At 35.4% G+C, this 22,425-nt stretch carries 19 protein-coding genes; 3 read left to right on the forward strand and 16 right to left on the reverse strand.

The window, feature by feature from the left end; genetic code table 11:
• The 3 genes from Q8S25_RS10780 to Q8S25_RS10790 form a co-directional block, all read right to left on the reverse strand.
• A partial coding sequence (locus tag Q8S25_RS10780; RefSeq protein WP_305537598.1) for an ice-binding family protein occupies nucleotides 1-1,314 on the reverse strand: 1,314 nt, incomplete at its 3' end.
• A gap of 123 nt (nucleotides 1,315-1,437) precedes the next feature.
• Complete coding sequence (locus tag Q8S25_RS10785; RefSeq protein WP_305537600.1) at nucleotides 1,438-2,607, reverse strand: hypothetical protein; 1,170 nt, start codon at nucleotides 2,605-2,607, stop codon at nucleotides 1,438-1,440.
• A gap of 428 nt (nucleotides 2,608-3,035) precedes the next feature.
• A complete protein-coding gene (locus Q8S25_RS10790; protein WP_305537602.1) occupies nucleotides 3,036-5,456 on the reverse strand; it encodes a hypothetical protein in 2,421 nt (806 codons plus the stop codon).
• Between the two features lie 82 nt (nucleotides 5,457-5,538).
• Here Q8S25_RS10790 and Q8S25_RS10795 point away from each other — a divergent pair, with 82 nt between their 5' ends.
• Together Q8S25_RS10795 and Q8S25_RS10800 are read left to right on the forward strand one after the other, a co-directional pair.
• A complete protein-coding gene (locus Q8S25_RS10795; RefSeq protein ID WP_305537604.1) occupies nucleotides 5,539-6,957 on the forward strand; it encodes a hypothetical protein in 1,419 nt (472 codons plus the stop codon).
• A gap of 42 nt (nucleotides 6,958-6,999) precedes the next feature.
• Complete coding sequence (locus tag Q8S25_RS10800) at nucleotides 7,000-7,560, forward strand: hypothetical protein (protein ID WP_305537606.1); 561 nt, start codon at nucleotides 7,000-7,002, stop codon at nucleotides 7,558-7,560.
• Nucleotides 7,561-7,564: 4 nt separating this feature from the next.
• Here the strand turns inward: Q8S25_RS10800 and Q8S25_RS10805 are convergent, their stop codons facing one another.
• The 10 genes from Q8S25_RS10805 to Q8S25_RS10850 are packed head-to-tail and all read right to left on the reverse strand — an operon-like array spanning nucleotide 7,565 to nucleotide 16,129.
• Nucleotides 7,565-8,224 carry a hypothetical protein gene (locus Q8S25_RS10805; RefSeq protein WP_305537608.1) on the reverse strand — a complete coding sequence of 220 codons (660 nt, stop codon included), beginning with the start codon at nucleotides 8,222-8,224 and terminating at the stop codon, nucleotides 7,565-7,567.
• A gap of 10 nt (nucleotides 8,225-8,234) precedes the next feature.
• Nucleotides 8,235-9,545 (reverse strand): sugar porter family MFS transporter, encoded by a 1,311-nt coding sequence (locus tag Q8S25_RS10810; protein ID WP_305537610.1) that lies wholly within the window; start codon nucleotides 9,543-9,545, stop codon nucleotides 8,235-8,237.
• A gap of 59 nt (nucleotides 9,546-9,604) precedes the next feature.
• Nucleotides 9,605-10,468: a hypothetical protein gene (locus Q8S25_RS10815; protein WP_305537612.1), complete on the reverse strand. Its 864-nt coding sequence runs from the start codon at nucleotides 10,466-10,468 to the stop codon at nucleotides 9,605-9,607.
• The gene (nrfD, locus tag Q8S25_RS10820; RefSeq protein WP_305537614.1) at nucleotides 10,455-11,768 is read right to left on the reverse strand and encodes an NrfD/PsrC family molybdoenzyme membrane anchor subunit; all 1,314 of its coding nucleotides are present in this window, start codon (nucleotides 11,766-11,768) and stop codon (nucleotides 10,455-10,457) included. The genes Q8S25_RS10815 and nrfD overlap by 14 nt, the downstream gene beginning before the upstream one ends.
• Before the next feature lie 21 nt (nucleotides 11,769-11,789).
• Complete coding sequence (locus Q8S25_RS10825) at nucleotides 11,790-12,704, reverse strand: 4Fe-4S dicluster domain-containing protein (protein ID WP_305537618.1); 915 nt, start codon at nucleotides 12,702-12,704, stop codon at nucleotides 11,790-11,792.
• A gap of 19 nt (nucleotides 12,705-12,723) precedes the next feature.
• Nucleotides 12,724-13,002, reverse strand: coding sequence for a hypothetical protein (locus Q8S25_RS10830; RefSeq protein WP_305537620.1), 279 nt, complete (start codon nucleotides 13,000-13,002; stop codon nucleotides 12,724-12,726).
• Between the two features lie 5 nt (nucleotides 13,003-13,007).
• Nucleotides 13,008-13,406: a cytochrome c gene (locus tag Q8S25_RS10835; RefSeq protein WP_305537621.1), complete on the reverse strand. Its 399-nt coding sequence runs from the start codon at nucleotides 13,404-13,406 to the stop codon at nucleotides 13,008-13,010.
• Nucleotides 13,407-13,429: 23 nt separating this feature from the next.
• Nucleotides 13,430-14,359, reverse strand: coding sequence for a DUF5777 family beta-barrel protein (locus tag Q8S25_RS10840; protein ID WP_305537622.1), 930 nt, complete (start codon nucleotides 14,357-14,359; stop codon nucleotides 13,430-13,432).
• Nucleotides 14,360-14,369: 10 nt separating this feature from the next.
• Complete coding sequence (locus tag Q8S25_RS10845; protein ID WP_305537624.1) at nucleotides 14,370-14,768, reverse strand: hypothetical protein; 399 nt, start codon at nucleotides 14,766-14,768, stop codon at nucleotides 14,370-14,372.
• 35 nt (nucleotides 14,769-14,803) lie between these two features.
• Nucleotides 14,804-16,129: an ethylbenzene dehydrogenase-related protein gene (locus Q8S25_RS10850; protein WP_305537626.1), complete on the reverse strand. Its 1,326-nt coding sequence runs from the start codon at nucleotides 16,127-16,129 to the stop codon at nucleotides 14,804-14,806.
• A gap of 162 nt (nucleotides 16,130-16,291) precedes the next feature.
• On the opposite strand from Q8S25_RS10850, the gene Q8S25_RS10855 reads away from it, so the two are divergent.
• Nucleotides 16,292-17,752 carry an amidohydrolase gene (locus Q8S25_RS10855; protein ID WP_305537628.1) on the forward strand — a complete coding sequence of 487 codons (1,461 nt, stop codon included), beginning with the start codon at nucleotides 16,292-16,294 and terminating at the stop codon, nucleotides 17,750-17,752.
• Here the strand turns inward: Q8S25_RS10855 and thrC are convergent, their stop codons facing one another.
• Genes thrC through thrA form a run of 3 tightly spaced genes read right to left on the reverse strand, consistent with a single transcriptional unit; the run spans nucleotide 17,753 to nucleotide 22,420 of the window.
• Nucleotides 17,753-19,048, reverse strand: a complete 1,296-nt coding sequence (gene thrC, locus Q8S25_RS10860; protein WP_305537629.1) for a threonine synthase — start codon at nucleotides 19,046-19,048, stop codon at nucleotides 17,753-17,755.
• Entirely contained in the window at nucleotides 19,045-19,974 is a 930-nt protein-coding gene (locus tag Q8S25_RS10865) for a homoserine kinase (RefSeq protein ID WP_305537630.1), read from the reverse strand. Before Q8S25_RS10865 ends, thrC begins: the two co-directional genes overlap by 4 nt.
• A 7-nt stretch (nucleotides 19,975-19,981) precedes the next feature.
• Complete coding sequence (gene thrA, locus Q8S25_RS10870; RefSeq protein ID WP_305537631.1) at nucleotides 19,982-22,420, reverse strand: bifunctional aspartate kinase/homoserine dehydrogenase I; 2,439 nt, start codon at nucleotides 22,418-22,420, stop codon at nucleotides 19,982-19,984.
• Between the last annotated feature and the right edge of the window lie 5 nt (nucleotides 22,421-22,425).

Consider the following 22,425-nt stretch of genomic DNA (forward strand, 5'->3'; position numbering starts at 1 on the left):
TAAATTATTAATCGTTGTACTTGTTCCTGTTCCGTTGATTGCACCTGGATTAATCGTCCAGTTGCCCAGTGGTAAACCACTTAACTCAACACTGCCGGTTGCAACCGTACAAGTAGGTTGTGTAATTGCACCAACTATTGGTGCAGTGGGTGTAGGGGGTTGGGTGTTGATGAGCACGTTCGCTGATGCCAATGAAGTACAACCATCTGCGTTCGTAACGGTATAGTTGTATGTACCTGCTACTAAATTATTAATCGTTGTTGTTGCACCGCTGCCTGTGATCGCACCTGGGTTAATCGTCCAGTTGCCCAGTGGTAAACCACTCAGTTGAACACTGCCCGTTGCAACTGTACAAGTAGGTTGTGTAATTGCTCCAACTATTGGTGCCGTGGGTGTAGGTGGTTGCGTATTGATTGTAGCTACAGTGATTCCAGACACAAACCCATCAATATCTTTCGCAATAACATTATAATTACCTGCAGCTAATGAAGAAAAAACACCAGAAGTATTGCTATAAGTAAATCCATCAATACTATAAGTCATACCGGTAGCAATAGGAGCAGTAACAGTTATACTTCCAGTTGCCACCGCACAAGTAGGTTGAATGATAGTAAGTGTTGGATCCGCTGGATTTATATTTGTTATGACCGTATTTGCATTTAATTCAATAGCTCCAGCCTTAGTTAAACCTTTACCTATTAATGTAGAATTAGACAATAAAGAAATTGCTCCCGCCGATACAATTGTGCCTCTAAACACCCCACTAATACCTAAACTAAAAGCACCATTAATCTGCCAAAACACATTATTAGGAGATGCGGAATTAATCAACAAAACATTTGCAGAACCACTAACACCCAATGCTCCATCAATTCGGATAATAAACAAGGCATCTGGATTTCCTTGTGCATCTAAAGTTATATCCCCGCTTAAATTTGCTGCAGCACCAACTCCCGTAGAATAAACACCCGCAATAAGTACTTGACCTCCTAATGTAGGGGAAACTACTCCTGTAGGCGTTCTTGATAAATCATCATAAAGAAGTGCTACATCCGTAGCTGCTAAAGTTGATTGGCCATCAGACGCATTAAAAATACTTCCACTGATTATGCCAGGAGGGAAACCGGTAGGAGTATAGGTTTTACTACCAATATCACCTTTAACAGATGAAGCACCTACATTGTCGAATGCACCAGCATTTGTGAACAAAGCAAAAGTTACAGTAGATCTTAAATTGGGTAATTGTCCAAAAAGAAATATTGGAAATATATAAATGATACTGGCAAAAAGGATATTTATGATTTTACTCTTCATTTGAATACATTTAGATCAAAGTCTAACATGTAAAGTTTCAAATGATAAGCAGCAAATAAGTTACAAGCACAAGTGAAATAGTTGTATCATTCACACTTTCAGCATATTTAAATCTAACTGATACTAGTTATCCAACTCCTGCCTTGCATTTCTAACCATACTATTGATAACTATATCTAGGCCTTTTACTTCTTTTGATAAATGTTCTAAAAACATTTTTTTCTCTGACGCATCTAATTCAAAGTCAGTTTCTTTTAAAAGTTGCAAAATTCCTAGCATATTAGCAACGGGTGCTCTTAAAGTATGTGAGCTGTTCCAGGCCAATTCATCTAAACTATGCAAGTACTTGGTTTGTAATTGCTCCATTTTTTTCTTTGCATCAATCTCAGTTGTACTGATTGATACTCCAATTAAATCGCCATTTTTTGCATGGTGAGAAGTAAAACTCATTAACAACCAGGTAAAATCGGAATTGTCATATAGCATGAACTTTTCTTCAACTTGAATAGTTTTACCTTGAAGTGATTGTTCAAAGTAATAAAGGAAATTAGCTTTTGAAGCTGGGTCTAAATAGCTAATAAAATTCTCATTTAGTTTTAATTGATGACCATATAAATCAGAAAATTTCAACTCTGCCAGCTTGTTGAAATAAATCACCTTATAATTTACATCAAGCAACAAATTACCCTCATATTTACTATTCTCAAGTAACTTCAAGTTTTCGTTTTGGCTCATAACAATCTTCATCAGATTCTCTCTATTATTATTGTTCACAGAATAGAAGTCATTACCATAAATCATTTCAGGGTATTCAAAAGCCAAAAGAAATATATTAACTAAACTAATAAAATTACCTGCAATTAAAATGATAGTATATAAATAATTGCCATGAACAAATAGTGTTGTAATGTTCAGAAGAAAAAAACCAATTAATCGAGATAATAAAAAGAATCTTACAAAAGAGAACATTCTATTATAATCTGATATAATATCAGTCTTTATATTTTTTCTGAAAGTCAAATAAGTTTTTAGAGAGAAATAAAAATAAATAGCCCAACTACCTGCCTTAAAAATATAATGTAATTCTTTCCCTATAATGCCTTCATTGAAATTAGAAATATGTGTAGAAAAATCAAAATTAGCGATTTGAAGAATTTCTAATTTTTGTTCTGCCCCACTAAAATAAAATGGAAATAATTCGGCAATACTTAATACAAATGGTATAATATGCAACCAATCGTTTTTTCTAAAATTAGTTTCCCTATAAAGCAAAGACCTAACGAATAAATACATACTTGGACCTAATAAATATAAAAACGGTCCAGGAATTCTTAAATAATGAGGGTATTGAAAAATTAATTTAGATTCAAATAACCAATAAAGAATTGAAGATAAAATCAATACTGTATTTGAAATAAACAAATAAAATATTGGTGACTTTCTTTTCCCTTTAGTAAAAACTATAATTAAACAAAAGAGGGAAAACGAAAAGGCAATTGTATTAAAGTATTGAAAAAAAATATGCATGATTAGCTAGAAGATATTTTTGGGCGATGGATTTTTACAAAAATACGTCATAGCATTCAGGACATAAGTACCTCATATTGTTTTAAAGTATCACTTATTAATAATTAAATATTAATTATTAAGATTTTGATCTTTAGTCTACTACTTATTCTTTTTTTATTATTAAAAATCAATCAATTATGCTTATAAAATAACTAATCATTAATCAAAGAAACTAAAGCTTGTTTTGAGAAAATTTTGATTTGCTCAACCAAACCAACAACTTCAGGTTTAATGGTTTTCCCATTCAATTTCCAAAATTTATATTTTCCAATAGGTTGCTCAAACAGAATCGTCCACTCATTGGATGTTTGTGTTATTTTGAACGTTGTTCTTGTTTTTGTCTTGGAAAACGCAACTGAAACACTATTATTACCCATAACAACATTGTCTAATTTACCATTAGTTAAAGCTGAAGGCAATAAAGGAGAAAGTTTGAGTTGTTTTTTATACGCCTGTGGTTTAATTCCAAAAAACTGTTTAACAATTGGTTCTCCATAAGCATATACATTCCAAGCCTGTGTCATCATGCCATAATCAGGAGACACTTCATACATAGAGCCAGGCAATGCATAACCAAATGTTTTATTTACCCTTTTTAATAATTCAAAAGCTTCATCGGGTCTCCCATAATTATTTTCTGCTATAATTTGCACTGCAGTAGGCAAAGTCATAACAGTTCCTGTATAAGTGAAATCATTCTTGCCTACACTTGCTGCATAAGAATATTCTTTCTGATCTCTCTTTTCGTTTTTATCAATTCCAGTTACATACATTCCAAATCCATTGGTAAACCTTTTAGCAGTATTTAAAGCTTTTATTGCTTTGTCCTTATCTGCAATTCCTGTTTCTAAAGGCGTATTCACTACCCAATTATGATGCATGACAAATCCTTTACTTTTACTAACCGTATCGGCAATAGTTTGTGCTTGCACCTTTTTTAGTTCGTTTACTGCCCACTGGTTATCAAGTGTATCAGCTCTAACAATAGCATCTTGAATCAATTGTAAAGCCTGGGGTTTAGTTGCTATAAAGTCAGCATAAGAATGATCTTTTTCTACCCAAAACTGTTCATTAATTTTTACTTTAATCAAATTAGCTTTTTGCTGATAATTATCTGCTAAGCCCACATGATTTAAGTATCTAGCCATTTTAGCTGCATCATCAAAAGCCTTTTGCGTGTAGGTTGCCACATCTATCATTTCAGAAGTAAGCCCATGAATTTCCATCATCCCAGCCCCATCTGGTAACAAATTTTTATCTGCATCATTTTCATTTAAAACCCAATTCAACCCTTTTATAACAGAAGGAAAATATTTTTGTAAAAAAACGGAATCACCTGTCCAACAAAATACATCCCAGATTAATGAAACAAACTGGGGTGTCTCATTTACATTGCCAGGATTAAATACAGCACCATTGGTAGATACTTCATGAATAATTCTACCATTCCCGTTAGTTTTCTCAGAAATAGCATGCACCAAATCAATCGTACTGTAAACCAAGTCTTTTCTACCCATCGCAATTAATCCTTTTAGGGTATAAACCATATCACCACCAAACCACCAGGGATAATCAGGCAAACCAGCTACTACCCCCTTACCTATTCCGTCTACTTCTTGGATTAACCAATCACTATTGTACTTTAACCATTCAAAACTAGTTTCAATAGCTTTATCGCTTAAAGTCAATTTAGAATTCTTATTCAACCTTAACACTCTATTCTTCTTTTCTGCAAGCAACCTAGATGGGTATTGGCTAAGTTGATGGTAAGTAGTTTCTGCCTTTTCTTTTGATATATACGAACCAGCAATAGTAAATGGCAAAATATAAACACTATTTGGCTTAATTATTATTTCAAATACTGAATTAGTGACAGTAGTGTTGGGCTTATTTTTTTTTGCAGTAATTGAATTACTTACTTTCCCTTTAATAGGTGATCCATAAATTACATACCAAGAATTCATAGAATCTTTTACAATCCAGCGTTGATTGATCAAATCATAACTGGCTAAATCTTTCGAATCTATCATTCCCGTTCTTTCACCCAACCATACCGGTCTAAGGTTAGCAATTGCTCGGAAATCAAATTGAATTTTTTGTGTTTGATTACTATTATTCTTTATAGCATATTCAATGTAAACCCCTCCCAACTGGTCTGGAACAAACTGATACCTTTCAATACTTAGTGGTGTTAATCCCACAGAAAAAATATGTTTATTCCCAAATGGATAATTTACAAATAGGTCTGCTTTATTAAGCTGATGTGTTTTTTCACCAATTGTTATACTTATATCAAACCCATCCATTAATTTAATAGGATGATGCCAAATACCCCCCATTTCATCTTTTACATGCCAACCTAAATCTGGAAAACATCCATCCTGGTGCCCAATCATGTATACCTTTTCTCCTGCAGTAGCATAGGGTGTAGCTAAAAATGCTGGCTTCCCTTTTAAGGATGGGGCATTGCTAAATAATGGACCTATTGATTGTGGTACAGAATTTTGAGCAGCTAATTCAACAAAGCACAGTATTGATGTACTGATTAATAGCAAGCATTGAATAATTCGCATATAATTCTAATTTTAAAATACCGTTTCAACGGTATCACATTAAAGTTAATAGAAGTTTATTTTGCTTACTAATTATTTTGTTATGATTACTAGAAACACACGCTATTTTATTTTTATTCTTTTGCTGATGGGATTTAATAAAATAGCCCTATCTAAAATAAGCGAAGTATATATCAGCGATATGTATAAATACCGAATACTAAGTGCAAAGGGTATAGTATTAGATGCCCCTATGGTAAAAGATAAAGCAACAAAAAATTCAACCAGCAAAGATTTACAAGATGGTTGGGGCTATTCAGGTTCAGAAGCAAAGAGAGTATTGAACGGATTAGAAAAAGAAGGTCAGCCAGCATGGATTCAAGATGGGATTAGTGCAGAAGAAGAAAAAATAATTCAAACCCTAAATGGATTTAATATATTGGCATTATCCAATGAATACAGAGTGCTGGAGTTTTTTCCAAGTGTGAATGAACATGTGCCTGCTGAATATAAATTTAAGAAACCATTTTGTTTAGTAATAGATCACTATTTTGTAGTATACAGAAGCGATTTCAATAAAATTCAACAAATTGCAGATACCAGTAAGCAAACAAAAAACATACAAGCATATACACAATATCCTATTCAACTAAATAAATTAAACACTTATAAAGCATCAACTTCCTATTATGTAACAAGACCTCCTGATTTGCAAATAAAAGCTGCCAGGATGAAAAGACTTTTTAAAGCGGATTCAACAGAATTCTTAAGATCAGAAAATGCCAACCTTTGGCCCAAAGGGGTAAGCACTCTGTCTACTGAAAATTTAGCTAAATTAAAAGCTTATTATCTTTTTAGCTATTGGGTAAATAAAACTGAGTATTTGTATATCAGAATTCCTGGCAAAGAGAATGCAGCCATCTTTCCTGAAATAGGATTTTTAGCTAACCATGACCTGTATTATACTGTTGAAAATAATAGTAATTATATCACATGGACAGAATCGAAACCACCTAAAGATTTTAGGATTAAAAATATTATAGAAGTCATGCAAAAAGCCTTGGTTGCATATGCCAATCATAGTGATTACAGAGACTTATATAAGAAAGGAAGTAGTTGGGAAGTAAAGACTGGTGGATCAATGATTCCGACCGAATTGTATGTATTGGAGCCTAGAGCAGCTGGGCAAGTAATGTATAAAAAAACAAAACTAAATACCTATCAATTCATGGTGCCACTAGAAAAAAGTGCCGATCGTTATGATGCGGAACAAACCGCTTATCAATTGGCTTTTCAAGTAGCAGAAGAAGTAAAACTTTTTTTGAAACCTAACGGTGAGCCAATTGAATTTTACCAAGGAGTACCAAGAAAAATCAATGGAGGATTACTGTATATACTAGAGTATAAAAATGAAGCCCTCTTAGGTAATAATAAATTTCAAGTATTTAGCATCATGTCCATTAATGATGTAGTATGGCTAAGCTATGTTTTTAGAAATGAGATTACTGGATATTTATTTTAATTGAAAAAAAAGTAATGCTGTATATTGTTTCAAAATTACTAAATGAAATATATAACCTTTATAGCATTGTTTATAACTCTAAAAGGATTTGCGCAAAAACCCACTAGTACAATTGATAGTTTTTGGAATACCCTTCAACAACATTGCGGCAAAGCTTATGAAGGAGTGATTACTAGTGGTGCTACAGCAGATTTTAAGGATAAGAAATTGGTTATGCATGTGAAAGCCTGCGAAGAAAATCGGATAAGGATTCCATTTAATGTAGGGGATAATAGATCTAGAACATGGGTGCTTACTAAAAATAAGTTAGGAATTACTTTAAAACACGACCATAGACACGAAGATGGTTCAGAAGACAAAGTAACCCAATACGGGGGCACTACTACCAACCCAGGGTTTTCGCAGATGCAAATTTTTCCCGCTGATATTCAAACACAAAAAACGATTCCTGCAGCAGCGTCTAATATTTGGTGGATTACCATCAATGATAGCAGTTTCACTTATAACCTCAGAAGAATTGGATCTGATAGATTATTTACTGTTTCCTTCAATCTAAAACAACCAATTGAAACACCTCTTGCCCCATGGGGTTGGAAGAATTAATGGTTTATTTTTTTCTAAATAGTTTATCGTTTAAAATAATTTCATCCTTACATAAGTCATAAGGCTGCGCGAGTGTTCTCCATTCGGTACCATCATCATATTTAAAAACTATGGTATTCCCAGTAACGCTATATTTCCCTTTTTGGGTTCCCTGTGAACTTGCAGAACCGCTAATATTTCCCGATCCTGTAATAGCTCCTTTTTTATTCATTACAAAACTTCCGTCTACTTTAAACTCAATTACGGTTGACTGTGATACAGCACCAGCTGATGCATAACCTGAATACGTTTTACCTCCCAAACTCTTTGCTAAAAAGGGTTTAGCTTTGGTACAAATGCCTCCATCTAATCCTTTTAAAACTCCACCGTTAAACTCAGCTTTGATAGATTGTGATTTACCGCTTCCCCAGTTAATATTCATTTTATTAGCTGCTACACTGAATTTACCCGTATTTACTTTGTTTAATTCTAATTCTTTTTGCAAGTTAAAGGGATTGATACCATATGCTGGATTTTTACAGATTACGCCATCCTTAGTAAAATAGAGCCAACTAATATCCAAACTGCCACCTCCCCAAAACTGAGTTCTTAAATACAGTCCCTCTTGTGCAAAGGCTGAATGCAAACACAAGAAACCTACTAAAGCAATAATGATTTTTTTCATGACAATAATTTTAGTGTAAGATGATTGTGTCACCCATATCTTCTAAAGCAACCCCTTTTGTTTCTGGCATCATTTTCCAAACATATAATAATTGCAAAACCATCATGAAAGCAAAAAAGCCAAAAATGATGGTGCCAGAAATATTGGCTGCAAAATAAGGGAACACTTGTGCTATTAGAGCAGCAAATACCCAATGTACTAAAGACCCAAAGGAAGTACCACTTGCTCGAACAGAATTAGGAAACAACTCAGATAAGAAAACCCAAATAACAGCACCTTGCCCTACAGCATGTGCTGCAATAAATACAAAAACATAGTACACAACCATTGATTGATCTGTACTATTGAATGATACAGCAATCATAGTAAGTGAAAAAATATAACCGATTGAACCTATAAACATCAAAACCCTTCTACCAAATCGGTCTATCAGATACCACCCCGTAATAGTGAATATCAGATTCATCACGCCAATCCCGACTGTAGACAGCAATGCTCCCTCACGGCCAATTCCAGCCATTTCAAAAACCTTTGGCGCAAAATAAATAATGGCATTAATGCCAGATAGCTGATTAAAGAAAGCTATCAAGAAAGCGAGTAAAAGGGGTTTAAAAAACTTTTTATTAAACAACGACTCCGTTACTGTTTTTCCAACTGAGGCTTTAATATCCGCAATTACTTTAGGAGCGTCTTCACCTGTTAGTGCCAAAACTTTGGCGGCAGCAGCTTCGTCTTTTTTAAATAAAACCAACCAACGTGGTGTTTCTGGAGTAATCAACATTAATAATGAGAAAAATAAGGAAGGGATTGCAACCACTCCCAACATCCAACGCCAATCATTTTCTCCACCCACTCCAGCTAACAAATAATTAGAGAAGTAAGCTATCAATATTCCTGCAACAACATTTAATTGAAATGAAATAACCATTCGGCCTCTGTATTTAGGAGGGGCTATTTCTGAAATATAAACAGGGGCAACAACAGATGAAGCGCCAATACTTAATCCACTAACAAATCGGAAAAACATAAATACATACACGTTGGTAGATAAGGCAGCACCAATAGAAGTAACCAAAAAGAGAATCCCAATCCAAATTAAAGTCTGTTTTCTACCTATTTTATTCGCAGGGATATTACCCAATGCTGCGCCAAATGCTGTGCCGTATAAAGCCATGGCAATGGCGGTTCCATGCATCCAATCAGATAGCGACCACAGTTGTTGAATGGCTTGCTCTGCGCCAGAAATTACGGCAACATCTAGTCCAAATAAAAGACCACCTAAACCAACTGTAATAGACCAAATGGCCAATTTTTTATTCATATACTACTTTATATAAAGTAATATATTCAATTATTGATTGCGGAACAAATTGAAGGAAATTAAACGCCCAGCTTTATGATTTTTTTGATCTGGAATATCAAATAAATAATAATAGACCATACTATCAAAATAATAGAATAAGCTAAGAGCTCAAGCCATATAGGCGTTAATCCTTTTCGAGCAAAAAGAGATCGGTCATTAAAAGTAGAATGTACAAGAGGCTTTATACCCCAGGGTACAATCATTTCAGCTGTTAGATTACCATATAATTCATGTTCATCTAATTTTGCAATAAGTATCAAATTACCCTTTGAGTCTCCTGGTAAACTATCCCTAGTAAACTCAGCAGTAACCATTCCAAGGGAATCAGAAGTATAAGTAGCGGTTTCGGCAACATTCAATTCACCTAACATTCTTTTTACTGCCACTCTAATATCTACCTCTTTTATTGGTAACCAATTACTATCCTTTAACTCCAAAAGAGTAGCAACAATTGATTTATCTTCCAATGTATCTAAACTTATTTTTGCTTTCACAATTGCGAGGTTTGCTTCAGAAGCATTATATAATTTGTCTTCTTGAGTTGAAACAGAAAAGTTTTGAGTAGCAGATGATTTCCAAATTTCACTTGCAACCGATTTAATTTGCATAATTGCATTACCGCTATGGTCTGTTGTAGCTTTCCCTAAAAGAACTTTACTAGAAGCATCATCAATATAAAAAGCAATTGAAACATTAGCCACTTGCTGAAACTTTCCGTTTACTTTTGATTTTGCAGTAGCTTTTAGGTATTGTGTTTGGTTATTATTATTAAAATAAGCCAAGCTTAATAGCAAATCATTTTTTATTGGTTGTGCAAACAAATATTGGGTAACCAATAAAAGACATAAAGCACTTAATAATATAATTTTAAACTTTTTCATGTGCTAATTCTTCTGTTTCAGTAATAGTTTCCTGTATAGGTATAATTGGGAAAATTCTTGCAAAAAAAGTAATCACTAACATAGCCCCTGCTAAAGATCCCATTGCAATGGCCCACTCTTCCCATGAAGGAAAATAGTGACGATAATTAGCCGGAACGTCTCGCATTGGTAAAAAAGGATGCAACAATGTTGGGGTTACTATCAAATATCTTTTAAACCAAGAACCAATCACTACCAATACACCAGCAATAAATGCAGGCAATGGCTTTCTTCCCCCTTTAAATAATAAAATAATAATAGGAATAATCATTGCAGTCGTAATAGCAAACCAGAACAATACCGAAAATTCACCAGTAAATAAACCCAATAAGTGCTCTTCCTCAGATTTTTTCATTTTGAATGCCGGCACTAGAAATTCATTCACATTAAAATATAGATAAAGCAAAGCCAACAATACCAATACTTTGCCCATTTTATCAAAATGACTGTCGGTAATGTATTTTTCAAGTTTATAAGATTTTCTAAATACGTACATTGCTACAATTACTCCGCCTGCTCCCACCAAAAATGCTCCAGAAATAAAATAAGCACCAAAATTGGTACTATCCCAACCAGGACGATATGTAGTAGCAAATAACCAAGAAGTTACTGTATGAATAGCAAAGGCAACTGGAATAATCGTGATTGAAAGAATATTAACTGCTTTGTTACTAATATTAATTTGCTCAGTAGTATTTTTCCAAAAAGAACCTAAAAAATGATATATACGATCTAACCAAGTAGTTGTTTTCCCTTTAAGCTTAATTAAAATAGCTAAGTCTGGCAATAGTGGAAAATACAAAAGTAAAATACTCACAAAGAAATAAGTAGTGATTACTATTACATCCCACATGATAGGGCTCTGTAGTCTTCCATGAATAAATAAATTATAGAACCTTTCAGGACGTCCCATATCTACAATAATGATTAAGGACGCAAAAGTGATGGCAGATACTGCAATTATTTCTGCAATTCTAGTTAATGGCGTACTCCAATGAACATCACTTAATCTTAATACTGCTGTAATTAAAGACCCTACCAAACTAATGGCAACAAAAAAAACAAAATTCGAAATATAAATTCCCCAAGACACATAATCTCTTAAGCCGGTAACTACCAACCCTTTTGTTAACTGTCTATAATATGCATACATACCTACGGCACAAAAAAGCAATAACACGCTTACCCAAATTTTACCAGGCTTGCCAAATTTTTGGGGAAGTAAATCCTGAATAATTTTATTCTTAGCTGAAATTTCCACAAGAAGTAGTTTAATTGAATATTAATGTTTTACATCACCTTGATCTTCGCCTTCAAAAGCAAAGTTTCTATTAACAGGAGGCAAGTAATATACACTAGGCTTAGTACCTAAATCTTCCATTAAGCGATAGCCTGCTTTATCTCTTAATAATTCGCTGAATCTAAAAGTTTCAGCACCATTGGTAACTGAGTCTTCATTGCTATCTCCAAAAAAGAAAACACCATTAGGACAAGCAGAAACACAGTGAGGTAGTTCCCCTTTTCTAACCATATCGGGGCAGAAATCACATTTTCCAACAGTACCAACTTTTTGAGGCATACTTGTTTCACAAGAATAGGGCTTCTCTGCAATGGCTTTAGGTAAATCCAACTCTTCCCAATTGAATACTCGGGTAGAATAAGGACAAGCAGCCATACAGAATCTACAACCAATACATCGATCACTATCAATTAAAACAATACCATCTTGACGTTTAAAAGTAGCATCTACTGGACAAACTTTTACACAAGGTGGTTCATCGCAATGCATGCAGGTAGTAGGTTGCCAATAAGGAGCTGTTTTTTCAGACTCTTGAACAGGATGAAGTTTAATCCAATTTTGATCTGGATGAATTTGGTGAGCATGATTACAGGAAGCCTGACATTTTTTTAGATTTTTACACCTTGATAAATCTATAACCATTACAAATTTCCTACCAGGAATTCCCATTCGCTCTGCTTGATTGGTCATTGCTGATAACTCAGGAACCGGTTTTAGAAACGCTTTATCAACTTCAATTATTTCACCGTCTACTGAAAGCAACTTTACCATTTCGCCTGAAGGCTTTACAACTTCGTTAGCAGCAGGATCAAAAGGGCTGCTGCATCCTGCAACTGCAATACTTCCTAAAATTCCTGCAGCAATAAAATCTCTTCTTGAACTATTATCTAGACTCATAAAAACAAATTAATGATTGCTAACTTTTTATCCAGTTTTGCAATTCTTGATTGGTCGCTTTCCCTTTTGTTTCACCTAATTTGGAAACTTCTACTTCTACTAGTTGCCCGTCTTGCGTGAGCATTCTGACCATTCTAGTTTCCTTTTCAGGTGCACAAGCAATCACATCTTTTTTTCTAGAGAAAATATTCAGACGTGAAAAAGAAAACAGAGAAAAGAATGAAAACAAACCAACCCCGAACAAAATTTTTCTTCGGGGATTGGCAGAGGGAATATTTAAATTATTTGAATTAGGCATTATCCTTATTTTTTCAGTGAGCGCATGAATACAACCAAATTCCACAAGTCTTCTTGATCAGGAATTTTCTTCTTGAATGCAGGCATATCATCTCTTCCCTCAGCTACTTTATAATACATAGAGCCATCAGATTGATTTTGGAATCCTGCAGTTCTAAAGTCTCCTACTGGTGTTTCTAATTGTGCGGCTTTATTTCCATCACCAGCACCAGTTTTACCATGACAAGAAGCACAGTGTTGAATCCATAAAGTTTTACCTGCTGCAATACTTGCTGCACTAGACTTTACCGGATTGACTGTTTTATTGGCTTTATCAGGAGCAACCCATGGTTTGCCTTGAAAGAAATTTACATTTGAAACTGTTATAAAGAGAACTGCAAACGACATTAAAAAAATGTTCTTCATTGTATATTTTTTTTAGTTGGTTGTTAAAAATTCCAAAGCCTAGACATATTAAAACCTATTACATATTGGCCTTTTGCATAATCATTTTGATTCAAAAAACTATTATTCTGCGGAACGGTATAACCATAGTTTCCAAAGAATACCTGAAAATCGTGTCCGCTAGACTTCATATCTAATCCTAAACTCAAATTTGGTTTGGGATTATTCATATAATGAGTAGTGAGGGGCTGCTCATAATTAAATACAATAGAAGTTTTAGGAGAAATTTTATACCTGCTTGTTAGCGCAAAAGATAAATGATCATTTTTCATTTTAGGCTGCACTACATTTTTATCGTCTAAATAACCTTCTACATTATTAAAATGGGTATAGTTAATACTACCCTGAAGTGAAAATTTTTCTGAAATTTTTCTAGCTACCATTATCTGACTAAAATAACTTAACCGATCTGTAGTATTTACAATTGGCAATACACTGCTTTTTGCTCTTGTATCCATTGCAATGTCTCCAAAAAAGGTTACGGAAACAGGCATGGCATTATCACGTGTTTGCTTTACAATTGCATATTTTGCGTTAAAGTCTACTTGCATATTATGGTTATTGGCACCAAAACCAATTTGCAAATCATTCAATAAAGAATAACTAAATCCTAAACGCATATTGGCACTTCCAAAAAGGCCAAACAAGTCGGTAAAGCCTTTATCTATTGGGGCAAAACGGTGATAAATATCAAATTCGAATGTTCCTTTAATAGGTACCATTACGGTTTGATTGTCAATTAAAAAATTACCCTCAAAAGTATTTCTAGTGTATGATTTTTTCTTAACTATTGTTTCGGTTACTGCTGTAGAATCTTGAGCAACTAATTCAACAGTGTTGATACCAATGGCTACCAATATTAACAACAGTACGCTGAAGTTATTTACAGTATTATGAAATATATTTTTTTTCATTTTGATTGATTTAGTTGTTTTTAGCCCCTTGGTTTATCCAAGCATAAATCTTTGCAGTATTAGTAGCATCAGGAGCAGCACCCAATGGCATTACAGGTGATTTTTTCCCGTTCATCCATAATATCAATAAGCTATTTTCTGGATCGTTTGCTTTAAAATACTTGCCAATAGTTAAAGAACTATATGCGCTTGCTGCTGTTAACACTGGAGTTTTACCCCCTGCTCCATGACATCCACTCATTGCGCAGCTTTTGTCGAAAATGGGTAGAATATCTTTGGAAAAACTCATTGTTTCTGTAATACTTGCTCCTGCACTTTTTACAACAGTAGTTGTTTTAACACAGCCTACAAGTATGCTTACCAGTAAAACAATTGAGCCAGTGAGTATTGCAATTTTTTTCTGAAACATGATGCTATTTTTTTATTGTAAACCGATGGACTCACTTATTTCTGAAACTTCAATAATAAGTTGGGATGAATTCCGTGTTGATTATTAGATTTATTCCAATAAGCAATGCCAAATGGCTGATCTGCAAGACTGGTAAAGTCTACGTCTTGTTTAAGCACATCTCCAGTTTTAAGCGCACGTTTAAATTCATACACCCAACCTGAACCAGTAAAGCTCGCTTTCATATCAATATCAGCACGGCCTCTTAATACCGGACTTAAAACATAACCTGGAATACGCTTAGGACCAACACTACCAGTAACAGGATCTCCAATTCTTTGATAATCTGTACCAACATTAGGGTCTATTGATCCCCCAACATAAGTTAGCACACCAGTTGAGCTAACACCTGTAACAAGTTTGGCGGTTCCGGCAGTTGTATCAGCAACGGTAATATAGTCGCCAGTACTTCCTGGTATTACATACTTTGGAACACTTACCAAAGCTCCAGTACCATCTAGTTTTAACTGTTGAGTATTTGTAGCTGGGCCCTGTGTTGCATCAGCAGTATAAGTAGGTCTATTAGGCCAAGTAGTAGAGGTACCACTCACGACTAAATCGTCAAAATGTCTTCCATTTCCATTTCCGCCAACTAAGTTCATTACTGCAGGTCCACCAGCCCAGTCTTGATAGTTGTCATCCATTTTACCAAATGCAAATCCTCTACTAGGGTGCAACCACCACATATCAAGTTTCTCATTTGTTCCATTGGTATAGTGATTACCACTTCCAGCATTTGAAACCATTACTGCAGGAGTTACTGCTACATTTAAATATGAAGTAAAAACGTGGCAAGATGCGTAACAAGTTTGAGTCGCAAATTTAGGAGTTGAATTATCAATATCCCATAACATGGCAAATTTGTCTTCGCCAAAACCATCTCTGGTAAGCTTCCCGTTTACATCAAACTGCTTTAAGCCTGGCTCTATTGCCCAACGTTGAGTAGTTGGATTAAAATACCAAGGAGATCTAAGTATGTCTTTTTGCCTGTCTTCTACTTCTACTAAGAAATAAATATTGGCATTATCATACATAGAACGCATGGTACCAGTATAGTTTTCGCCAATATAACCAGCAAAAAGCCCGTTACCTGGATCAGGAACTGTAGCAGAAAAAGACAGTTTTTGCGCACTTGCCCATGAAGCATCAATTGAGGCATCAATGGTTGGAGCAGTTGAAGTCTTTAAAGACAATAACACATTAGAACTTTCTGATGTTGCAGGCATAATTACCTGGTCATTCTTGGTACAGCTGACTGCATAGCCCACTAGGCATATTACTGTAGTCATTATCCAGAACTTAACACTGTTGATGAATTTCATGATCTTAAATTTTATTCTACACAAAGGTTGTCAATAACTAAAACTTAAATGCTGCGTTCAATCAGACAGTTCTATGACAATTATCATATACGTAATCAATTTATTGGTCTATCTAATAAAAATCCCTTTTATCTTCATCTATAGATAAACCAAATTCAAGCCATGAAAAGAGTAACTGTACTATTATTGTTGATTACTATGAATAGCTATGCGCAAAAAAGGAGCAGCCCTAATACAGCAGAAACGGCAATAAACAATGCCAAAGCAGCTGCCATTCAATTTTTGGAGGGATCATACGCCGCTGATAAGCGAACAGCTTTACAAATATGGGATTATGCCGAATTGGGTTATAAGGAAACCAAGAGTGCAGCATTGCACATACAAAACCTAAAAGAAGCAGGATTCACCGTAGAAACAGGTGTTGCAGGAATACCTACTTCATTTGTTGCAACATATGGAACAGGTAGCCCAGTTATTGGTATTCTAGCAGAATATGATGCATTACCAGGTTTAGCGCAAGAAGCCATTGCCGAAAAAAAGTCAATTGAAGGAAAGCAGGGAGGACATGGATGTGGTCATCATTTGTTTGGAACAGCTTCTGTTTCCGCAGGTATAACAATTAAGAAATTAATAGAAGAAAAGAAATTTACAGGCACGATTAAAGTATATGGATGCCCAGCAGAAGAAGGAGGAAGTGGAAAAGTATATATGGTACGCGAGGGATTATTTAAAAATGTAGACGCTGTAATTCATTGGCATCCAGATGATGAAAACAAAGTGTACATGACCAGCTTTATTGCCAATAAATCTGCCAAGTTTAAATTTTATGGCACTGCTTCTCATGCAGCCATGTCACCTGAAAATGGACGCTCTTCTTTAGATGCAGTAGAAGCCATGAACAGTATGGCCAATATGATGCGGGAGCATATACCACAAGAAACAAGAATACATTATGTAATTACCAATGGCGGAAAAGCCCCAAATGTAGTTCCAGATTATGCAGAAGTGTATTATTATGTTCGACACCCTAAAAGAGAAGTTGCTGTTGATGTATTTGATAGAATTACCAAAGCTGCAGAAGGAGCAGCACTGGGCACAGGTACTACAATGAAATTTGAAATAGTGGGAGGAACACATGACTTATTAATAAATAAAACATTGGCTACTGTAATGCAAGAGAACCTTGAAAAAGTGGGCGGAGTAGTGTATACAGAAGAAGAAAAAGCTTTTGGAAAGAAATTACAAGCAAGTTTTTTTAATAAAGCGCCAGCAGTAGAAGAAGCTAGTACCATTAAACCTTTACAAAAAGAAACAGATGCAGGCGGAGGTTCAAGCGATGTGAGTGATGTTAGTTATGTAGTTCCTACTGTTGGGCTAGAAGCAGCCACTTGGATTCCTGGAACATCTGCCCATAGCTGGCAAGCAGTTGCTTGTGGAGGCACTGAAATTGGAACAAAGGGAATGTTGGTTGCGGCCAAAACAATGACATTAACCGCTATTGATTTATTCAATAAACCAGCTGTAATTATAAAAGCAAAAGAAGAGTTTGTGAAAAGCGTAGGCAATTATCAATACAAGCCCTTATTAGGAGATAGAAAACCTGCATTGAATTATAGAGATTAACTACCTACCTAATAAATAATCTTTAAAAGGAGCATATTCGTTTAACATGGGTATGCTTCTTTTTTCTTTATGAAATAATGCTTCTGCAGCAAAGGGGATAGCAGGAGCAATACCAATAGCTGCTTTAACCGCATCAGGAAATTTCACAGGATCTGCTGTTTCTAAAATATACCCATTGGCAACCGTATGATGTTGTTGGTATTGTTTTAATCCTGCATAAGCCACTGCACCATGAGGATCTAACAAATAACCAAATTGGTTGTAAACACCCTGTATGGTTTGAAGGGTTGTTTCATCAGAAATAACATATCCGGTTACCAAAGAACTAAAAGCGTGGTAATCGTGATTCATCAATGCTAATATTCGAATAAAATTACTGGGATTACCCACATCCATAGCATTTGAAATGGTGGGAGTAGTTGGTTTGGACTTAAAAATACCCGTTTGTAAATAATCAGGTACAGCATCATTTACATTACATGCAGCAATAAAATGTTTCACAGGTAATCCTGTTTTGTACGCCATTATACCTGCACAAAGATTTCCAAAATTACCACTGGGCACTGCAATCACTGGAGCAGTAGGTTCCTCCCATTGTTGATAAGCTAGAAAATAATAAATCTGCTGCGAAAGCCATCGGGAAATATTAATAGAGTTGGCAGAACTCAACTGCATCTTGGTATTAATATCTTTATCTGCAAATGCAGCTTTCACCATAGCCTGACAATCATCAAAACTTCCATCAATTTCAAGGGCAGTAATATTTTCACCACAGGTGGTTAATTGTAATTCCTGAACCGGGCTTACTTTACCAGAAGGATATAAAATGATTACATCAATTCCTTCTACCCCTAAAAAACCATTTGCCACTGCACCGCCTGTATCTCCAGAAGTGGCTACCAAAATGGTGATTTTATTTTGTTGATATTTGGAGAAATACGAGAGACACCTACTCATAAATCTAGCGCCAACATCTTTAAATGCAAATGTGGGGCCATGGTATAATTCTAGTGAAGCAATTGAAGGTTGAATTGACTTTAAAGGGAAAGGAAAATCGACTGTTTCACTTACTATTCGATATAATTCATCAGCAGGTATAGCATCACCCACAAAGGGTTCCACCACTCTGTAAGCAAGTTCTTCTTTTGAAAACGAACGGATACTCGAAAAAAAATTAGCTGGATGCTGTGGTATTGTTTCAGGAAAGTACAAACCCTTATCGGGTGCTTGCCCCAGTAACGTAGCCTCTTTAAAATTAACAATAGGCGATTGATTATTTAAACTAAAATATTTCATGACGCTTCCATTAGTTGTATACCATTGGTATTAATGGTAGTTACATAAGTATGACAGCTTAATCCAATTGAATCATAAATTTGACCCATTGCCAATTGTACCGCTTTAGCAGTTTTTTCATTTTTGCTCAACATAAAAATGGATGGACCTGAGCCAGAAATACCTCCGCCCAATGCACCCAATTCTTTACTAATTTTTTTTACTTGATCAAAAGAAGGAATTAAAATACTTCGGGTAGGTTCTATTAACACATCTTCTAAAGAACGCCCAATTAAATCATAATCTCCTTGCTCCAAACCAGCTACTAAGCCTGCAATATTACCCCACTGTTTAATGGCATCTTTCAATAGAATCTGTTGTTTCAAAATGCTTCTTGCATCAGCCGTTCTCACTTCAATTTGAGGATGTACAATGGTTACAAATAAATCTGGAACAGATAGTTTAATAATATCGAGTGGAAAAACGGAACGAATTAGTGTGACGCCTCCATAAATACATGGAGCAATATTGTCTGCATGTTTTACGCCAGAAGCTAGTTTTTCGCCGTTCATGGCAAACCTTACCAAGTCTTCTTTTGTAAACGGATTTCCGAGTAATGCATTAGCCCCAGCAACAGCACCAGCAGAACTAGCTGCGCTTGAGCCCACCCCACTACCGGGTTTAATTTGTTTATTAATAGTAAGCTTAAAACCTACAGGCTTATCATATGCTTCTAGCAGCGCCAATAAAGCAGCGCCAGCAACATTTTGCAAAGGATCTGTAGGTAAATTGTAGGCATCTTCATTTACAATAGTAATACCAGGTTCGGCTTTGTATTCAATATACATGATATCATAGGGTTCATTTACTGCAAATCCTAATACATCAAAACCACAAACCATATTGGCAACGGTAGCAGGACTATGTATCTTAATTTTTGATGCCATAAAATAATTACGCTACTCTAATAATATCGGCAAATACGCCTGATGCAGTTACTTCTGCTCCAGCACCTGCACCTTTAACAACCAAAGGTTGTTCGGGATAACGAGCTGTATAAAAAAGAACCAGATTGTCTTTCCCGTACAAATGATAAAAATCAGAATTGGCAGGAATATGCTGCAAACCAACTTTAGCTACACCATTATCAAACTCAGCAACAAATTTCAATTTAGCATTGGTTGCTTTTGCAGCTTCAAACAACCCTTTAAAATGAGGTTCTTGTTTTTCCATTTCTGCATAAAAGTCGTCAACAGACCCTTGAAAACAACTGGCAGGTAAAAAAGATTCGTTGGCAATTTGCTCCATTTCCATAGGCTCTCCTGCTTCTCTTGCTAAAATCATGATTTTACGCATCACATCGGTTCCACCCAAATCCAATCGGGGATCAGGTTCTGTGTACCCTTCGGTTTGCGCACGCTTTACTACATGCGCAAATGGAATCGTTCCATCATAGTGATTAAATACAAAATTCAATGTGCCCGATAGCACTGCTTGAATTTTATTGATTTTATCACCGCTTCTTAATAAATCATTTAAAGTGCCAATAATGGGAAGGCCAGCTCCTACATTGGTCTCGTATAAAAACTGTGTATTAAATGTTCTGGCTAATGATTTCAACTTTTTATAATCAGCAAACTTTGCCGAACAAGCAATTTTATTACAAGCAACTACAGCAATACTCTTCTGCAATAAACTACCATACACAGAAGCAACGGTATCATTGGCTGTTACATCAACAAAAACACTATTGCGTAAGTTTTTTTGAATAATCGATTCCACAAATGAATGAATATTCGCTTCTGGCGCTTCTTCTAATAAAGACTTCCAATTGGTTAAGTCAATACCGGAATCATCTAAAATTAATCTTTTACTGTTGGCAATTCCTACAACTTGTATTTGCAAACGCATATGCTCTTTTAGGTATTGCATTTGTTGGTGCAACTGACTCAACAACTTACCTCCCACATTTCCAGCACCAGCAATAAATACATTCAATTGTTTATACGTAGTTTCAAAAAAGTCTTCGTGCAATACATTGATGGCTTTTTTTACATCGGCTGCAGCAATGACGGCAGAAATATTTTTTTCTGAAGAACCTTGCGCAATTGCACGAACATTAATACCATTCCGTCCTAAGCCACCAAACATTTTACCACTTATACCTGGATGACTTTTCATTTGTTCTCCTACCACTGCAATAATACTCAAGTTGGTTTCTACCGTTACTGGATTCACTTTTCCATTTTCAATTTCATAAGCAAAGAATGCATCAATAGAATGTTGTGCAACAGAAGCATCTGCTTCATTAATGGCTACACAAATGGAATACTCTGAAGAACTTTGCGTAATTAAAATCACATTAATATTGCGCATGGCCAGTACTTCAAACAAACGCTTACTAAAGCCAGGTATACCAATCATGCCACTACCTTCCAAACTGAGCAAAGCAATTTTATTAATGCTAGAAATACCTCTAACAATATCATTATTGGTAACTGCATGTTGTTGAATTACTGTGCCTGCAGCTTCAGGCTCAAATGTATTCTTCACCCAAACCGGAATATTCTTTTTCATTACCGGTTGTATCGTTGGCGGATAAATAATCTTTGCCCCAAAATGAGAAAGCTCCATCGCTTCCTGATAAGAAATGGCTTCAATGGGTTTGGGATTTTGCACCAATCGTGGATCAGCAGTCATCATACCAGTTACATCCGTCCAAATTTCTAAAGTACTTGCGTTGATGGCTGCAGCAAAAATGGCACCGGTATAATCAGATCCACCCCTACCCAATGTAGTGGTGTAATTTTTATCGTTGGATGCAATAAAACCAGGAGCTACATACAACTGTGCAGGATGCGCTTGTAAAAAAGCTTCAATATTGGCATTTGTTTTTTCAAATTGAACGGTTGCATTGCCATATTGTTCATTGGTTAATATCAATTGTCTGGCGTCTGCCCAAATGGGCTGTAAATTCATCTCAGCCAATTTTGCAGTAATAATATAAGACGATAACAATTCCCCATAACTCACCAATCGATCTTTAATTCGAGCAGACAATTCTCCCAATAAAAAAATACCATCACATACCCTTTCTAATTCATTGAGCTGTTGTTTTACCCAACTTAAGGTTGCACTTTGATTTTGTATATGCAGTAAAGACCTGACCGTTTCTAAATGCTTGTTTTCTAGTAATTGAATTTGCGCTTTATACAATTCATTTCCTGAAGCTGCTTTAACACCAATTTCAATTAATTGATCGGTAACCCCTCCTAATGCAGAAACCACTAAGATAGTAGGTGCTGTTTGAATGGCTTTTGCAGCTATAGATGCTACTTTACTAATATTTTCTGCATTAGAAACAGAACTCCCCCCAAACTTCAATACCTGCATATACA

Source organism: Sediminibacterium sp. (genome assembly GCF_030695065.1).
Classification (GTDB): Bacteria; Bacteroidota; Bacteroidia; order Chitinophagales; family Chitinophagaceae; genus Sediminibacterium.

Excerpts from the sequence above, each read along its gene's own strand:
- thrC (WP_305537629.1), bottom strand. The coding sequence starts at position 19,048 with ATGAAATATTTTAGTTTAAATAATCAATCGCCTATTGTTAATTTTAAA.
- Q8S25_RS10825 (WP_305537618.1), bottom strand. The coding sequence starts at position 12,704 with ATGAGTCTAGATAATAGTTCAAGAAGAGATTTTATTGCTGCAGGAATT.
- Q8S25_RS10840 (WP_305537622.1), bottom strand. The coding sequence starts at position 14,359 with ATGAAAAAAAATATATTTCATAATACTGTAAATAACTTCAGCGTACTG.
- Q8S25_RS10810 (WP_305537610.1), bottom strand. The coding sequence starts at position 9,545 with ATGAATAAAAAATTGGCCATTTGGTCTATTACAGTTGGTTTAGGTGGT.
- Q8S25_RS10815 (WP_305537612.1), bottom strand. The coding sequence starts at position 10,468 with ATGAAAAAGTTTAAAATTATATTATTAAGTGCTTTATGTCTTTTATTG.
- Q8S25_RS10855 (WP_305537628.1), top strand. The coding sequence starts at position 16,292 with ATGAAAAGAGTAACTGTACTATTATTGTTGATTACTATGAATAGCTAT.
- Q8S25_RS10800 (WP_305537606.1), top strand. The coding sequence starts at position 7,000 with ATGAAATATATAACCTTTATAGCATTGTTTATAACTCTAAAAGGATTT.
- Q8S25_RS10835 (WP_305537621.1), bottom strand. The coding sequence starts at position 13,406 with ATGAAGAACATTTTTTTAATGTCGTTTGCAGTTCTCTTTATAACAGTT.
- Q8S25_RS10830 (WP_305537620.1), bottom strand. The coding sequence starts at position 13,002 with ATGCCTAATTCAAATAATTTAAATATTCCCTCTGCCAATCCCCGAAGA.
- thrA (WP_305537631.1), bottom strand. The coding sequence starts at position 22,420 with ATGCAGGTATTGAAGTTTGGGGGGAGTTCTGTTTCTAATGCAGAAAAT.
- Q8S25_RS10845 (WP_305537624.1), bottom strand. The coding sequence starts at position 14,768 with ATGTTTCAGAAAAAAATTGCAATACTCACTGGCTCAATTGTTTTACTG.
- Q8S25_RS10795 (WP_305537604.1), top strand. The coding sequence starts at position 5,539 with ATGATTACTAGAAACACACGCTATTTTATTTTTATTCTTTTGCTGATG.
- Q8S25_RS10850 (WP_305537626.1), bottom strand. The coding sequence starts at position 16,129 with ATGAAATTCATCAACAGTGTTAAGTTCTGGATAATGACTACAGTAATA.
- Q8S25_RS10785 (WP_305537600.1), bottom strand. The coding sequence starts at position 2,607 with ATGTATTTATTCGTTAGGTCTTTGCTTTATAGGGAAACTAATTTTAGA.
- Q8S25_RS10865 (WP_305537630.1), bottom strand. The coding sequence starts at position 19,974 with ATGGCATCAAAAATTAAGATACATAGTCCTGCTACCGTTGCCAATATG.
- Q8S25_RS10805 (WP_305537608.1), bottom strand. The coding sequence starts at position 8,224 with ATGAAAAAAATCATTATTGCTTTAGTAGGTTTCTTGTGTTTGCATTCA.
- Q8S25_RS10790 (WP_305537602.1), bottom strand. The coding sequence starts at position 5,456 with ATGCGAATTATTCAATGCTTGCTATTAATCAGTACATCAATACTGTGC.